The organism is Streptomyces sp. NPDC086549 (genome assembly GCF_044746205.1).
Classification (GTDB): Bacteria; Actinomycetota; Actinomycetes; order Streptomycetales; family Streptomycetaceae; genus Streptomyces.
The window spans coordinates 1-15087 of sequence record NZ_JBIVBS010000013.1; the positions used below are offsets into that span (position 1 = coordinate 1).

A 15087-nucleotide genomic window follows, 5' to 3' on the forward strand; every position below is an offset into this window, starting at 1 on the left:
TCTCGGGCTTTCCTCCGGGCGCTTCCCTTCGGTCTTGCGTTTCCGACTCTATCAGACCTTTTCTCGATCCGATTTCCTCGGCGCTTTCCAGGTTCTCGCTCTCGCGTTTCCCTTTCCGGCGGCTCCGACTTTATCAGAGATTCTGAGTCGGAATTTCCACCCGCTCCGGGAGCTCCCCGGTACGCACGTGGCGACTGAGGGTTCCCGTTCAGGCGGAGCCGTAAACTTACTGGAGCGGGGCGCCCCGATGCAAATCGAGGCGCCCCGCTCCAGGTTCACGCGTGCGAGGGGTCGTACGCGTGTCAGACCTCCACGACGACCGGGAGGATCATCGGCCTGCGCCGATAGTTGTCCGAGACCCACTTGCCGAGGGTGCGGCGGATGAGTTGCTGCAGCTGGTGGGGCTCCACCACGCCGTCCTGGGCCGACTTCTCCAGTACTTCCGTGATCTTCGGGATGATGTCCCCGAATGCCGAGTCGTCGATGCCGGAACCCCGGGCATGGACGTGCGGGCCACCCGTGATCTTGCCGGTGGACGAGTCGACCACCACGAAGACCGAGATGATGCCCTCGTCGCCGAGGATCTTGCGGTCCTTCAGCGCCGGCTCTCCGACGTCGCCGACCGAGAGGCCGTCGACGTACACGTAACCGGCCTGGACCTTGCCGGAGATCTTCGCCTTGCCCGCGACGAGGTCGACGGCCACGCCGTCCTCGGCGATGACGATCCGGTCGTGCGGGACGCCGGTCAGGGCGCCCAGCTCCGCGTTGGCCCGCAGATGGCGCCACTCGCCGTGCACCGGCATCAGGTTCTTCGGGCGGCAGATGTTGTAGAAGTACAGCAGTTCGCCCGCGGAGGCATGGCCGGAAACGTGCACCTTGGCGTTGCCCTTGTGGACGACGTTCGCGCCCCAGCGGGTCAGACCGTTGATCACGCGGTAGACCGCGTTCTCGTTGCCGGGGATCAGGGATGACGCCAGGATGACGGTGTCGCCCTGGACGATCCGGATCTGGTGGTCGCGGTTGGCCATGCGCGACAGGGCCGCCATCGGCTCGCCCTGTGAGCCCGTGCAGACCAGGACCACCTCGCTGTCGGGGAGGTCGTCGAGCGTCTTGACGTCCACGACAAGGCCCGGCGGGACCTTCAGATAGCCCAGGTCCCGGGCGATGCCCATGTTGCGGACCATCGAGCGGCCCACGAAGGCGACCCGGCGGCCGTACTCGTGTGCCGCGTCCAGAATCTGCTGGATGCGGTGGACGTGGCTGGCGAAGCTCGCCACGATGATCCGCTTGCGGGCACCGGCGAAGACCTGGCGCAGGACGTTGGAGATGTCCCGCTCGTGCGGAGTGAAGCCGGGAACCTCGGCGTTCGTGGAGTCGCTGAGGAGGAGGTCGATGCCTTCCTCGCTCAAGCGTGCGAACGCGTGCAGATCCGTCAGACGGTTGTCCAGCGGGAGCTGGTCCATCTTGAAGTCGCCCGTGTGCACCACCATGCCGGCGGGGGTACGGATGGCCACGGCCAGGGCGTCCGGGATCGAGTGGTTGACCGCGACGAACTCGCAGTCGAAGGGGCCCACGCGCTCGCGGTTCCCCTCGGCCACCTCGAGGGTGTATGGGCGGATGCGGTGCTCCTGGAGCTTCGCCTCGATGAGCGCGAGGGTCAGCTTGGAGCCGATCAGCGGGATGTCCGGCTTCTCGCGGAGAAGGTACGGGACGCCGCCGATGTGGTCCTCGTGGCCATGGGTGAGGACGATGCCCTCGATGTCGTCGAGGCGGTGCCGGATGGACGAGAAGTCCGGCAGGATCAGGTCGATTCCGGGCTGCTCCTCCTCGGGGAAGAGCACTCCGCAGTCGACGATCAGCAGACGGCCGCCGTACTCGAAGACCGTCATGTTCCGGCCGATCTCACCGAGGCCACCGAGCGGGGTGACCCTCAGGCCGCCTTCGGGGAGCGGCGGGGGAGGGCTCAGTTCAGGATGCGGATGACTCAAAAGACTCTCCTCACCACGCGCGCCACGTACCGGCAGGGCACGTGGCGCGCGTGACGTTCGTGCAGAAGCAGTTGTCGTTGTGGGGTGCAGGCACCGGTGTCCTGCCTATTCAGTTGTGAAGTCTTGTGTCAGAGCTGTACCCCGCCTGCAGCAAGATCGATCTTGAGCTGGGCGATCTCTTCGGGCGAGCATTCGACCATGGGTGAGCGCAGCGGGCCGGCGGGCAGACCCTGCAGGGCGAGCGCGGCCTTCGTGGTCATGACGCCCTGGGTGCGGAACATGCCCGTGTAGACCGGGAGCAGCTTCTGGTGGATCTCGGTGGCCTTCTGGACGTCACCGGAGGTGAAAGCCTCGACGAGGGCCCGCAGGTCGGGTGTGACCACGTGGCCGACGACCGAGACGAAGCCGACCGCGCCCACGGAGAGCAGGGGCAGGTTGAGCATGTCGTCGCCGGAGTACCAGGCAAGGCCGGACTGGGCGATGGCCCAGCTCGCGCGGCCGAGGTCGCCCTTGGCGTCCTTGTTGGCGACGATTCTCGGGTGCTCGGCGAGGCGCACGAGCGTCTCGGTGTTGATCGGGACGCCGCTGCGGCCGGGGATGTCGTAGAGCATGACCGGCAGCTCGGTGGTGTCGGCGACGGCCGTGAAGTGGCGGTACAGGCCCTCCTGCGGGGGCTTGTTGTAGTACGGCGTGACGACCAGGAGGCCGTGCGCGCCGGTCTTCTCGGCGGCCTTGGCCAGCTCGATGCTGTGGTGGGTGTCGTTGGTGCCGACGCCGGCCACGATGTGGGCCCGGTCGCCGACGGCCTCCAGGACGGCTCGTACGAGGTCCGTTTTCTCCGCGTCGCTGGTGGTGGGGGACTCGCCGGTGGTGCCGTTGATGATCAGGCCGTCGTTGCCTGCGTCCACCAGGTGGGTGGCGAGCCGCTGCGCGCCGTCGAGGTCAAGTGCGCCGTCCGCCGTGAAGGGCGTGACCATGGCGGTGAGGACCCGCCCGAAGGGGGTCTGCGGAGTGGAGGTCGGAGCCATGGGTAACACGCTACTCGCTGCCCATCGCGTGGTCTGCCCTCGGGGTGCGGGGAAAGTCCTGACAAATATGGAGCCCGGCACTGCCTGCTCGGGGGTTCAAGCAGTGCCGGGTCCGTTTGATCAGGCTAGATGAACTTCTACAAATGCCGCAATACGGACACTTCGCCAGGCTGACCCGTACATGTGTACCGCGCTACGGGGCGACGCGGCCGTTCGCGTTGAAGGCGGCGTGCGTGAGCGGCATGAGCTCGGCCCACGCGGCCTCCATCTTCTCGCCGACCATCTCGATCTCCCGCTGCGGGAAGGACGGCACCTTGGCCAGCTCGTGCTGGGTGCGCAGGCCGAGGAAGTGCATCAGCGAGCGGGCGTTGCAGGTGGCGTACATCGAGGAGAACAGGCCGACCGGGAGGACGGCGCGGGCCACCTCGCGGGCGACACCGGCGGCGAGCATCTCCTGGTACGCCTCGTAGGCGTGGACGTACGAGTCCTCCATGACGCGGCCGACCAGCTCCTGCTGGGCCTGGGTGCCCTCCACGAAGACGTACTTGCCCGGGCGGCCCTCCTGGACCAGCTTGCGGGACTCGTCGGGGACGTAGAAGACCGACTGCAGCTCCCGGTAGCGGCCGCTCTCCTCGTTGTACGACCAGCCCACACGGTGCCTCATGAACTCGCGGAACACGAAGATCGGGGCGCTGATGAAGAACGTCATCGAGTTGTGCTCGAAGGGGCTGCCGTGCCGGTCCCGCATCAGGTAGTTGATCAGGCCCTTGGAGCGCTCCGGGTCCTTGCTCAGCTCGTCCAGGGACTGCTCGCCGGCGGTGGAGACGCGGGCGGCCCACAGCACGTCGGAGTCGGCCGCGCTGTGCTTGACCAGCTCGACGGTGACGTCGCTCCGGAAGCTGGGCTTGAGGGCGTCGGCGGGTGTGTCGGTCACGGCTCGGAGGGTCCTTCCATCACGTCTCTCGGGCGGCGCCCACTCTACGGGGGTCTCTTCCGTGGCCCGAGCGGTGCCGTGCTCAGTGATTTTCCGGAAATGGGCACCTTTTGCGACAATCGCTCGTCTGTGTTGATGAGACCCACTCGTTCGATCCCCGAAGGGAGACGCGTCCCGATGTCCCTCCCCCAGCTACCGCCGGGAGGTGCCCCCAGCGAGCCCGTCCCGTTCGCCTTCCTCGCCGAAGCCGACACGTTCCGCAGCAATGTCGCTCCCCCGCCCCGGCAGCGGTCGTCCGCCGGTCAGAGAGCCGGGCGCTGGCTGCTGGGGCTCACCATGGTCGCGGGGCTCGTGGGCTCCGTGGTGCTCGGTATGCCGGCGCTCTCCACGTCCTCCGCCGCGCCGACCCAGCAGTCTCAGGCCTCCCAGGGGCACTGACCCTTCCGGACCCCCGCGGGTGGTGAGCGGGGACACAGGCGGATAGCCTCACCGGGCACAGCCCATGCATGGAATGAGTGAGGACCAGCCGTGCCCCTGCCCTTCCTGACGGCCGACCACACCTTCGAGGCAGCCGACGACACCGCCCTGCCGCACGACGACCACTCCCGCTGGCGGCGTCCCTACCGGCCGGGACCGTTGCGGGTGGGCGTGGCCGCGCTGTGGCTGCTGCTGGCCTCGTACGTGCTGTTCGCGGCCGTCCTCATCGCCCTCACCGGCTCCCCGTCCTCCGCCGGAGTGATCTTCGTGATCGCGCTGGCCGTCATCGTCGCGGCCCTGCGGCTGCTGCGCATGGGCGTGTGGGTGAGCGCCCGCGGGGTGCGCCAGGTGGGCTTCCTCGTCACGCGTACGGTGCCCTGGCGGCGGGTGGTCGAGATGCGCACGGTGCAGCAGCCTGTGCGCTGGCTGGGGCTGCCCCGCACGGTGCAGGGACAGGCGCTGACCGTCGTACGGAAGGATCGCGCCGCCGAGGACACCGCGCCCCTGCTGACCACGCACAACCTGGACTTCCTGGCACGTTTCGCGGCCTTCGACCGGGCCGCGGACACCGTGGAGGCATGGGCCGCGGAGTGCCGACGCGGCTGACACCGCACGCGCGCGAAAGGGGCCGGTCCGCGGTGGTGCGGGCCGGCCCCTTCTTCGTACGCGCGCGGCTCAGGTCTGGACGGGCTTGCCGCCGTGCAGGGCGATCGCCCGCTGCATCGCCTTGCGGGCGCGCGGGGTGTCGCGGGCGTCGTGGTAGGCGACGGCGAGGCGGAACCAGCTGCGCCAGTCGTCGGGGGACGCCTCCGTCTCGGCCTTGCGCTTGGCGAAGACCTCGTCGGCCGAGTCCCGGTCGATACGGCCGCCGGGGGTGCGCCTGAGCTCGTCGACGGGCAGGCCGCCCTCGGCGTCGAGTTCGGCGGCGAGTTGGTTGGCCCTGTGGACGAACTGGGTGTTCTTCCACAGGAACCACAGGCCGATCACCGGCAGGATCAGCACCGCCACGCCGAACGTGACGGTCAGGAGCGTGCCGGACTGGATGAGCATCACGCCGCGGCTGCCGACCAGGACGAAGTAGAAGACCAGGACGGCGGCCGTGACGGCATAGGAGATCTTCGCGCGCATGTCTGGGGATCCTCGGTCAGCCCAGGTCCAGGAAGTTCTCCAGGCCGAAAGTCAGGCCCGGGGTCGACACCACGCGGCGCGCGCCGAGCAGGATGCCCGGCATGAAGCTGCTGTGGTGCAGGGAGTCGTGGCGGATGGTGAGCGTCTCGCCCTCGCCGCCCAGCAGGACCTCCTGGTGGGCCAGCAGGCCGCGCAGGCGGACCGCGTGCACCGGGACGCCGTCGACGTCGGCACCCCGCGCGCCCTCCAGGGCCGTCACCGTGGCGTCCGGCGCCGGAGCGGTGCCGGCGGCACGGCGGGCCTCGGCGATGAGCTGGGCGGTACGCGTGGCGGTGCCGGACGGGGCGTCGACCTTGTTCGGGTGGTGCAGCTCGACGACCTCGACCGATTCGAAGTACGGCGCCGCGATCTGCGCGAACTTCATGGTCAGGACGGCCCCGATGGAGAAGTTCGGCGCGATCAGCACGCCGGTCTCCGGGGACTGGGCGAGCCAGCCCTTCAGCTGCGCGAGGCGCTCGTCGGTCCAGCCGGTCGTGCCGACGACCGCGTGGATGCCGTGGCGCACGCAGAAGTCGAGGTTGCCCATCACCGAGGCGGGGGTGGTGAGTTCGACCGCGACCTGGGCGCCGGTCTCCGCCAGGGTCTCCAGCTTGTCGCCCCGGCCGAGGGCGGCGACCAGCTCCATGTCCTCGGCGGCCTCGACCGCCCGTACCGCTTCGGAACCGATCCGGCCCTTGGCACCGAGGACCGCCACGCGCAGCTTGCTCATGTTCTTGCTTCCTAACCGGAGGGTTGGGCCGGAGGTGTCTGGCCGGAGTTTCAGGCGACGGCGTCGTGCAGCCGGGCGGCCTGCTTGTCCTTGAGGGGGCCGATGACCGACAGCGACGGGCGCTGTCCCAAAATGTCGCGGGCGACCGCGCGGACCTCGTCCGGGGTCACGGCCGCTATCCGGGCCAGCATGTCGTCGACGGACATCTGCTCGCCCCAGCACAGCTCGCTCTTGCCGATACGGTTCATCAGCGCGCCCGTGTCCTCGAGGCCCAGGACGGTGGAACCCTGCAACTGCCCTATGGCGCGGCCGATCTCGTCGTCGGCGAGGCCGTGCTCGGCAACGTGGTCGAGCTCGTCCCGGCAGATCTTCAGCACGTCGTGCACCTGGTTCGGGCGGCAGCCCGCGTACACCCCGAAGAGGCCGCAGTCGGCGAAGCCGGAGGTGTACGAGTACACGCTGTAGGCCAGGCCGCGCTTCTCCCGGACCTCCTGGAAGAGACGGGAGGACATGCCGCCGCCGAGGGCGGTGTTCAGCACGCCGAGCGCCCAGCGGCGGTCGTCCGTGCGGGCCAGGCCCGGCATGCCGAGGACGACGTGGGCCTGCTCGGTCTTGCGGCCGAGGAGTTCGACGCGGCCCGCGGTGCGGATGGTGCGCCGGCCGTCGCGCGGGGCGATGGGCATGGCCTCGGGGTTCTTGAAGGCGCCCGCCTTCTCGAAGGCGGCACGGACCTGGCGTACGACCTTGTTGTGGTCGATGTTGCCGGCGCAGGCGACCACGAGGTGGGTCGGGTCGTAGTGCTTCTTGTAGAAGCGGCGGATGCGGTCCGCGGTCAGGGCGTTGACGGTGTCGACGGTGCCGAGGACCGGGCGGCCGAGGGCGTTGTCGCCGAACATCGTGTGCGCGAACAGGTCGTGCACACAGTCGCCCGGGTCGTCCTCGGTCATCGCGATCTCTTCGAGGATCGCGCCGCGCTCGACGTTGACGTCGTCCTCGATGATCAGCGAGCCGGTCAGCATGTCGCAGACGACGTCGATGGCGAGCGGCAGGTCGGTGTCGAGCACGCGCGCGTAGTAGCACGTGTACTCCTTCGCCGTGAACGCGTTCATCTCGCCGCCGACCGCGTCGATGGCGGAGGAGATGTCCAGGGCGGACCGCCGCTGCGTTCCCTTGAAGAGCAGGTGCTCCAGGTAGTGCGTGGCGCCGTTCAGGGCCGGCGTCTCGTCCCGGGAGCCGACGTGCGCCCAGATGCCGAACGTCGCGGAGCGCACGGAGGGCAGGGTCTCGGTGACGATGCGCAGGCCGCCCGGGAGGGTGGTCTTACGGACCGTACCGATGCCGTTGGTGCCCTTGATCAGGGTTTGGGTACGGGCGACGGCCCGCGCCTCCGAAGAGGTGCGGGCCGTCGCCGTGGAGCTACTCGACGTCACTTGTCGGTGTCGTCCTTCTTGTCCTCGCCGCCCGCGGCGGAGCCGCTGTCGGACGCGGTTTCCTCGCCCTCGATCACGGGGATCAGGGAGAGCTTGCCGCGGGAGTCGATCTCGGCGATCTCGACCTGGACCTTCTGGCCCACGCCGACGACGTCCTCGACGTTCTCCACGCGCTTGCCGCCGGCCAGCTTGCGGATCTGCGAGATGTGCAGCAGACCGTCCTTGCCGGGCATCAGGGAGACGAACGCGCCGAAGGTGGTCGTCTTCACGACCGTGCCCAGGTAGCGCTCGCCGACCTCGGGCATCGTCGGGTTGGCGATGCTGTTGATCGTGGCGCGGGCGGCCTCGGCGGCCGGGCCGTCGGAGGCGCCGATGTAGATGGTGCCGTCGTCCTCGATCGTGATCTCGGCGCCGGTGTCCTCCTGGATCTGGTTGATCATCTTGCCCTTGGGGCCGATGACCTCACCGATCTTGTCGACCGGGATCTTGACGGTGATGATCCGCGGAGCGTTCGGGGACATCTCGTCCGGACGGTCGATGGCCTCCATCATCACGTCGAGGATGTGCAGGCGGGCGTCGCGGGCCTGCTTGAGGGCCGCGGCCAGGACGGAGGCCGGGATGCCGTCCAGCTTGGTGTCGAGCTGGAGGGCGGTCACGAACTCCTTGGTGCCGGCGACCTTGAAGTCCATGTCACCGAAGGCGTCCTCCGCACCGAGAATGTCGGTGAGGGCGACGTAGTGCGTCTCGCCGTTGATCTCCTGGGAGATCAGGCCCATGGCGATACCGGCGACCGGGGCCTTCAGGGGCACACCGGCGTTCAGCAGCGACATGGTGGAGGCGCAGACCGAACCCATGGACGTCGAACCGTTGGAGCCGAGGGCCTCGGACACCTGACGGATCGCGTAGGGGAACTCCTCGCGCGTCGGCAGGACCGGCACGATGGCGCGCTCGGCGAGGGCGCCGTGGCCGATCTCGCGGCGCTTCGGGGAACCGACGCGGCCGGTCTCACCGACGGAGTACGGCGGGAAGTTGTAGTTGTGCATGTAGCGCTTGCGGGTCACCGGGGAGAGGGTGTCCAGCTGCTGCTCCATCCGGAGCATGTTGAGGGTGGTGACGCCCAGGATCTGGGTCTCCCCACGCTCGAACAGCGCGGAGCCGTGGACCCGCGGGATGGCCTCGACCTCGGCGGCGAGCGTACGGATGTCCGTCACGCCACGGCCGTCGATGCGCTTCTTCTCGTTGATCACGCGCTCGCGGACCAGCTGCTTGGTGAGCGAGCGGTACGCGGCGGAGATCTCCTTCTCGCGGCCCTCGAACTCCGGCAGGAGCTTCTCGGCGGCGAGCGCCTTGACACGGTCCAGCTCGGCCTCGCGGTCCTGCTTGCCCGCGATGGTCAGCGCGGAGGCGAGCTCCGGGCGGACGGCGGCGGACAGCGCCTCCAGGATGTCGTCCTGGTAGTCGAGGAAGACCGGGAACTCGCCGGTCGGCTTGGCGGCCTTCGACGCGAGGTCGGCCTGGGCCTTGCAGAGGACCTTGATGAAGGGCTTCGCGGCGTCCAGACCGGCGGCGACGACCTCCTCGGTCGGCGCCTCGGCGCCGCCCTCGACCAGCTGGATGGTCTTGTCGGTGGCCTCGGCCTCGACCATCATGATCGCGACGTCGCCGTCCTCCAGGACGCGGCCGGCGACCACCATGTCGAAGACGGCGTCCTCGAGCTCGGTGTGCGTCGGGAAGGCGACCCACTGGCCGCGGATCAGCGCGACGCGGACGCCGCCGATCGGGCCGGAGAAGGGCAGACCGGCCAGCTGCGTGGACGCGGACGCGGCGTTGATGGCCACGACGTCGTACAAGTGGTCGGGGTTGAGGGCCATGATCGTGGCCACGACCTGGATCTCGTTGCGCAGGCCCTTCTTGAAGGACGGGCGCAGCGGGCGGTCGATGAGGCGGCAGGTGAGGACGGCGTCCTCGGAGGGCCGGCCCTCACGGCGGAAGAAGCTGCCGGGGATCTTGCCGGCGGCGTACATCCGCTCCTCGACGTCCACCGTGAGCGGGAAGAAGTCGAGCTGGTCCTTGGGGTTCTTGGAGGCGGTGGTGGCCGACAGCACCATGGTGTCGTCGTCCAGGTACGCCACGGCGGAACCGGCGGCCTGCTTGGCCAGGCGGCCCGTCTCGAAGCGGATGGTACGGGTGCCGAATGCGCCGTTGTCGATGACGGCCTCGGCGTAGTGGGTCTCGTTCTCCACTAGCGTTTTCTCCTCGTCTTCGTCCCTGGCTGCCCGTGTGGCAGGGGGACTGTTGCGGAGAAGCGCGCCGGGCTGTGCGGGCCGGTCTTCGATCGAAGCACCCGGGGCTCGCTTCCCCCCGGGGGCCACTACCGAGGACCGGCGGCGGCGAGGTGCGCTTCTCCTCTTCTTGTTGTGCTGTGTCGTGCGATGTCGTGCGTAATGCGTAATGCGTTGTGCTACCACACTACAAAGCGTGAGTGACACTCCGCACGTTTCCGCACGTACGGCAAAGGGAGCGGCCCCGGATCCTTCCGGGAACCGCTCCCCTCATGGCGTCTTACTTGGCGCCCGCAGCACCGCGGCGGATGCCGAGGCGGTCGACCAGCGTACGGAAGCGCTGGATGTCCTTCTTCGCCAGGTACTGCAGCAGGCGACGGCGCTGACCGACCAGGATCAGCAGACCACGGCGGGAGTGGTGGTCGTGCTTGTGGGTCTTGAGGTGCTCCGTCAGGTCGGAGATCCGACGCGAGAGCATGGCGACCTGGACCTCGGGGGAGCCGGTGTCGCCCTCCTTGGTACCGAACTCGCTGATGATCTGCTTCTTCGTAGCGGCGTCGAGCGACACGCGTACTCCTCGTAGTCTTTGAGTGGCCACCGAGTGCCCCCGGTCTTTGTCTCGGGGGAGCTTCCGTTACTCGGGAGGCGGGGATCCGCTGGGCGCGGCCTCCAGGGCCATGCAGGGGGTACCTGCGGGGGCTCCGGGGGTGCGTACACAAACGGCCGTCGACCAGGGTACCAGGCACCGGCGGACGTCTTCTCCCGCGTTCCGGAACCGTCCGGCCCCGGGGAGGCGGCCACTAGGGTGAGCATGCTGATCGTTCGTACGTCGGGAAGGGGTCGCTTCGGGATGGCGGAGACGGAAGCGGAGATCAAGGCGCGCAAGGAGCGGGAACGGGACGAGCTGTACGCGCTCGACATCTCGGGCGTCGAGTGGCACTGCGCGCCGGGTACGGAGCGGCACGAGGAGCGCGTCGAGATCGCGTACCTCCCCGAGGGGGCCGTGGCCATGCGGTCGTCCCTCGACCCGGCCACCGTGCTGCGGTACACGGAAGCGGAGTGGCGGGCGTTCGTGCTGGGGGCCCGCGACGGAGAGTTCGACCTGGAGCCGGCGCCGCACAACGGGGCTCCCTCCGCGGAGTGAACGGCGGAGTGCCCAACGGAGTCACCCGTGGGCGTCACCCGTGAGAGTCACCCATGGGAGTCAGCCGTGGGCGTCACCCGTGGGAGTCAGCCGTGGGCGTCACCCGTGGGAGTCAGCCGTGGGCGTCACCCGTGAGAGTCACCCATGAGTGAAGAGGGCGGCACGCGTGCGTGCCGCCCTCTTCCGCGGGTGCGCACCAGGTGCGGCCGTCAGTGCTTCAGACCGGCGCTTCCGATGCCGATCGCCATGAGCACCGGGTCCTTGGGGTACTTGTCGTCGCGGACCAGTTCCCGTTTGCCGAAGAAGACCCGGCCCTTCTCGAAGACGATGTCCGTCTGCTCCGGGTCGCTGAGCTCCGCGTCGTCGTCCTCCGGGAGCTGGAAGAAGAGGAGCGGGGTCTCCTTGTCCGTGCGCGCGTTCCAGCTCACGACGGCCGCCGGCGCGTTGACGTCGGCACCCCGCCGGTAGATGAGGAGTTCGTCGCCGCTCATCCGCAGCGGATAGATCATCTGGAGATCCCTGCCGTCGAACTTGCCCTGGCTCCGGCCCGTCTTCAGGTCGAAGGCCACGATCCAGTCCGACGGCTGGTTGTTGGCGATGTTCTCCTTGCTCATGACGTAGGCCTGGGTCCGCCCGACGACCAGGCCGTCGCAGTTCTCCAGGACGCCGAAGTACGGCGAGAAGAAGTAGCGCGCGCCGCACTTGGCGTCATAGCCGGACAGGGAGATGGTCGCGCGGCGCCGGCCCCGGGCGTCGAGGGAGATCAGGTCGGTCGCCTCGTTGTCCCCCGCCGCGACGGCGAGCACGGGCGGGTCGGAGGAAGGCAGGTAGACGGCCTGGACCCCGCTCGCGACCTTGTACGTCCACCGCGGCTTACCGGTGCGCGGGTCGAGCTTCTGCACCTCGTAGGTGGCCGCGGTCCCCTCACCGCAGCTGACGAGGGCGAGCAGCGCGCGGCCGCCCGCGAATCCCTTGTCCTCGCACCGGGAGACGGTCGCGCTGTCCCAGAGTTGTCTGCCGTCCTTCATGTCGTACGCCACCGAGCCGTGCCCCCATGCCACCGCGACGACGCCCTTGGTCAGGGTGAGGTTGGTGTTGGTGACGTACGCCTGCTGCGGCGAGGGCATCTTCTTCTGCCACAGCTTCTTGCCGGTGTTCAGGTCGACGAACACCACCTGGTCGCAGACACCCTCCTGCTTGGAGCCCTTGGCGTGCGGGGGCTGGATGACGACGGCGGTACGGCCGTCGGCGGTGACGTGCCTGCTGGTGGCGCAGATGTGGCCGTCCAGCTTGAGGGTCCAGGCAGTCTCGTCGTACGGCGGCTTGATCCTGATGCCCACGATGTGGTTGGCGACGCCGCGGGCGAGAATCTTGCCGGTGGCCCAAGTGCCGGGCGCGTAGCGCGGGTTGGTCTCGGTGTACTGGGAGACGTGTTCCTCGTCGTGTTCGAGGGCCAGCCGCCCCTCGGGCGAGCTGGGGACTTTCTCGACCGTTTCCCTGATCGCGTCCGGGCTCTGGGCGGCGGTCGCCGCCCCCTTGCCGTCGGCGTGCGCGCTGTCGTCCCCCGCGGACGACAGGAGCAGGCCTCCGGCACCGAGCCCGAGGACCACGAGGACGGCCAGGACTCCCAACAGCCGCGTACGGCGGCGCTTGCGGGTGGCCTGGTCGGCGGCCAGGGCGGATTGTGTGAAGACGGATGGGGGTGGGCCGAAGCTCACGCGAAGGGATCCTTTTCTGCTCTGCCGTGCTCTGCTGTGCTCTGCCATGCTCTGTCGGAAAGTACGGGCCTCACTATGCCCGTGAATCTTCTTACGGAGCACGTCGGTTCGGGCCCGGCATCGATCACCTCTCTCCACGTTCCGCCGGACTTGTTCACAGTTTTTGCCCGAATTGTGCTCCAATACGCGGATTCTGTACGGCACTTGCGGGCAGCTTGTGACGTGGTGGTCAGGTGCTCAGGGGTGGACGGGCCTGCCGAGGTGGGGCGTGCGGTGATTAGGCTGGGACCGGGCGCGATGCCAGAACCCGTGGACCGGGCGTCGGCGACCCAGGGGGAGAGCCGGTGGATCGGACTACCTCGAACGACTACGGACGACTGAGAACGACACGAACATGGTCGCCCCGGCACGGCATTGAGGGTGCTCGACCACACCAGGAGGAACTGTGAGCAGCGATCGGGACGGGATCCGCGGGGGCTGGGCCACACCCGGCGATGACCAGCCCGACGCCGAGTCCGCCATCGAGACGACGGGCGAGTTCACCATCGACTACGCGCCGCCCGCCTGGTACACGCAGAACGCGTCCGGGTCGTCGGAGGCATCGGGGGGTTCGGGGAGTTCGGGGAGTTCGGACCAAGGGGCGGGTGTGAGCGGGGCGCGCGGGGCGTCTCCTTCCTCCTTCCCGGGACAGGCGGGGCCGGGGGGTTCGCCGTTCCCGCCGGGCGCTCAGATTCCGGGGCTGACTCCTCCTCCGCACGCGACTCAGTCGGCCGGGGCGCCGGGCACTGCGGCTCCTGGGGCTCCGTTCACGCCCCCTCCGCCCGCGCCCGCGCCCGGTGCGCCCTTCACTCCGCCGGCTCCTCCGGCTCCGGCCCCCGGTGCGCCGTTCACGCCGCCCGCGCCGCAGGGCGGGAGCCCTGCCGCCGTGCCGAAGCTGCCGATGGGGAGCGGGTTCGAGCCCCAGCCACCGCAGGCGGAGCCGTCCGCGCAGGGGCCCACGGCTCCCTCGTCGCCGACGGCTGTGCCGAACATCGCGGCGGGCGGGTACCACGGCATGTGGACTCCGTCCGTACCTCCGGCGCCTCCGGCTCCGCCGGTGGTTCCGGCTGCTCCCGCCGTTCCGGTCGGGGATGAACCGGAGTCCGGCAAGGGGGATCTGGAGAGCGGCGCGACCATGCGGTTCTCCACGGGTGCGCTGAAGCGCGAAATCGCTGAGCGCACGGCTGCGGCCGAGGGCGCGGCTCCCGTTGCGGACGCCGCCGTCGAGCCCGAGGGGGACAACACCGGGTCGGCTGAGGCTGAGGCGGAGGCGGAGCCCGTGGAGGTCGCACCGCAGGCTGCCGCTCCCGTGGATGCGGATGCGGATGCTGACGTGGATGCGGAGTCCGCGGAAGCCGTGGCGGCCGATACCGAGTCCGCGGATGCCGAAGCCGACACCGAGGCCGCCGACGCCGAGCCCACGGAGGGCGCGGCACCTCAGGGTGACGTGGTGCCCCTGGACACGGAGGACTCGGACGGCGCGGCTCAGGACGACGCGTCTCAGGGTGCGGTTACGACGGACGCCGAAGCCGCTGATGCCGAGACTGACGAGGCCGCCGAGGCGAAGCCCGCGGAAGCCGAACTCGTCGAAGTCGAAGAAGCATCGCCCCAGGACTCCACCCCTGCCGACGCCGCGCCCACCGACGCCGCACCACAGGACGCCGCACCACAGGACGCCGCACCACAGGACGCCGCACCACAGGACGCCGCACCACAGGACGCCGTGCCCACCGACGCCGCACCACAGGACGCCGTACCGCAGGACAGCGCGCCCGAGGACAGCGTCCCCCAGGACGCCGTACCGGCCGCGCCCCCCGCCCCGCAGGACGCGCCGCCTGCCTGGGCTCCCCCGCCGGCCCCGCAGGGCGGGCTGCCGCCGCTGCCGCCGTCGTACCAGCCCGCCGCTCCCGTTCCGGCGGCCCAGTGGCCCGCACAGCCCGCACCGCAGCAGCCGGACCCCATGCCCGGACAGCCGCAGCCGGCAGCCACGCAGGGCCCGTCCGCCGTGCCTCCGGCGCCGCAGCAGCCGTTCCAGCCCCAGGCACCGCAGCCCGCCCCCGCCGCCTGGAACGAGCCGACCGCCCCACAGCCCGGCCAGCCGTACGCCCCCGGCACCCCGGCACCGCAGCAGCCTCCGGCACCGCCGGCAC

13 protein-coding genes and 2 pseudogenes are annotated in these 15087 nt (G+C 69.6%); 5 read left to right on the plus strand and 10 right to left on the minus strand.

All coding sequences use genetic code 11. The features are described from left to right. Positions 1–302: 302 nt before the first annotated feature. The 3 genes from ACIPSA_RS33385 to thyX all read right to left on the minus strand — a co-directional run bounded on the left by ACIPSA_RS33385 (position 303) and on the right by thyX (position 3950). Positions 303–1988 carry a ribonuclease J gene (locus ACIPSA_RS33385; RefSeq protein ID WP_402641361.1) on the minus strand — a complete coding sequence of 562 codons (1686 nt, stop codon included), beginning with the start codon at positions 1986–1988 and terminating at the stop codon, positions 303–305. A gap of 128 nt (positions 1989–2116) precedes the next feature. Next, positions 2117–3016, minus strand: a complete 900-nt coding sequence (dapA, locus tag ACIPSA_RS33390; protein WP_402641363.1) for a 4-hydroxy-tetrahydrodipicolinate synthase — start codon at positions 3014–3016, stop codon at positions 2117–2119. 193 nt (positions 3017–3209) lie between these two features. Further along, complete coding sequence (gene thyX, locus ACIPSA_RS33395; RefSeq protein ID WP_402641365.1) at positions 3210–3950, minus strand: FAD-dependent thymidylate synthase; 741 nt, start codon at positions 3948–3950, stop codon at positions 3210–3212. Between the two features lie 177 nt (positions 3951–4127). Between thyX and ACIPSA_RS33400 the strand changes: the two genes are divergently transcribed. Then, a complete protein-coding gene (locus ACIPSA_RS33400) occupies positions 4128–4388 on the plus strand; it encodes a hypothetical protein (protein ID WP_402641368.1) in 261 nt (86 codons plus the stop codon). 90 nt (positions 4389–4478) lie between these two features. Beyond that, complete coding sequence (locus ACIPSA_RS33405; RefSeq protein ID WP_402641370.1) at positions 4479–5033, plus strand: hypothetical protein; 555 nt, start codon at positions 4479–4481, stop codon at positions 5031–5033. A 69-nt stretch (positions 5034–5102) separates the two neighbouring features. Here ACIPSA_RS33405 and ACIPSA_RS33410 read toward each other — a convergent pair whose 3' ends face one another. The 5 genes from ACIPSA_RS33410 to rpsO all read right to left on the minus strand — a co-directional run bounded on the left by ACIPSA_RS33410 (position 5103) and on the right by rpsO (position 10604). Beyond that, positions 5103–5555 (minus strand): hypothetical protein, encoded by a 453-nt coding sequence (locus tag ACIPSA_RS33410; RefSeq protein WP_402641373.1) that lies wholly within the window; start codon positions 5553–5555, stop codon positions 5103–5105. 16 nt (positions 5556–5571) lie between these two features. Next, on the minus strand, positions 5572–6324 hold the full coding sequence (dapB, locus tag ACIPSA_RS33415; protein ID WP_402641374.1) for a 4-hydroxy-tetrahydrodipicolinate reductase: 753 nt from the start codon (positions 6322–6324) through the stop codon (positions 5572–5574). 50 nt (positions 6325–6374) lie between these two features. Then, positions 6375–7754, minus strand: a complete 1380-nt coding sequence (locus ACIPSA_RS33420; protein WP_402641377.1) for a M16 family metallopeptidase — start codon at positions 7752–7754, stop codon at positions 6375–6377. Beyond that, positions 7751–9997: a polyribonucleotide nucleotidyltransferase gene (locus tag ACIPSA_RS33425; protein ID WP_402641380.1), complete on the minus strand. Its 2247-nt coding sequence runs from the start codon at positions 9995–9997 to the stop codon at positions 7751–7753. The genes ACIPSA_RS33420 and ACIPSA_RS33425 overlap by 4 nt, the downstream gene beginning before the upstream one ends. A 319-nt stretch (positions 9998–10316) precedes the next feature. After that, positions 10317–10604, minus strand: coding sequence for a 30S ribosomal protein S15 (gene rpsO / locus ACIPSA_RS33430; RefSeq protein ID WP_033529274.1), 288 nt, complete (start codon positions 10602–10604; stop codon positions 10317–10319). Positions 10605–10886: 282 nt separating this feature from the next. On the opposite strand from rpsO, the gene ACIPSA_RS33435 reads away from it, so the two are divergent. After that, positions 10887–11180: a DUF397 domain-containing protein gene (locus tag ACIPSA_RS33435; RefSeq protein ID WP_402641383.1), complete on the plus strand. Its 294-nt coding sequence runs from the start codon at positions 10887–10889 to the stop codon at positions 11178–11180. A gap of 209 nt (positions 11181–11389) precedes the next feature. Here the strand turns inward: ACIPSA_RS33435 and ACIPSA_RS33440 are convergent, their stop codons facing one another. After that, positions 11390–12898 (minus strand): PQQ-binding-like beta-propeller repeat protein, encoded by a 1509-nt coding sequence (locus ACIPSA_RS33440; protein WP_402641384.1) that lies wholly within the window; start codon positions 12896–12898, stop codon positions 11390–11392. Between the two features lie 445 nt (positions 12899–13343). Here ACIPSA_RS33440 and ACIPSA_RS33445 point away from each other — a divergent pair. After that, positions 13344–13424, plus strand: a pseudogene (locus ACIPSA_RS33445) (SCO5717 family growth-regulating ATPase); the annotation flags it as partial. Positions 13425–13660: 236 nt separating this feature from the next. Here the strand turns inward: ACIPSA_RS33445 and ACIPSA_RS33450 are convergent. Further along, positions 13661–13954 carry a hypothetical protein gene (locus tag ACIPSA_RS33450; RefSeq protein WP_402642074.1) on the minus strand — a complete coding sequence of 98 codons (294 nt, stop codon included), beginning with the start codon at positions 13952–13954 and terminating at the stop codon, positions 13661–13663. 118 nt (positions 13955–14072) lie between these two features. On the opposite strand from ACIPSA_RS33450, the pseudogene ACIPSA_RS33455 reads away from it, so the two are divergent. Beyond that, a pseudogene (locus ACIPSA_RS33455) lies at positions 14073–15087 on the plus strand (topoisomerase II); the annotation flags it as partial.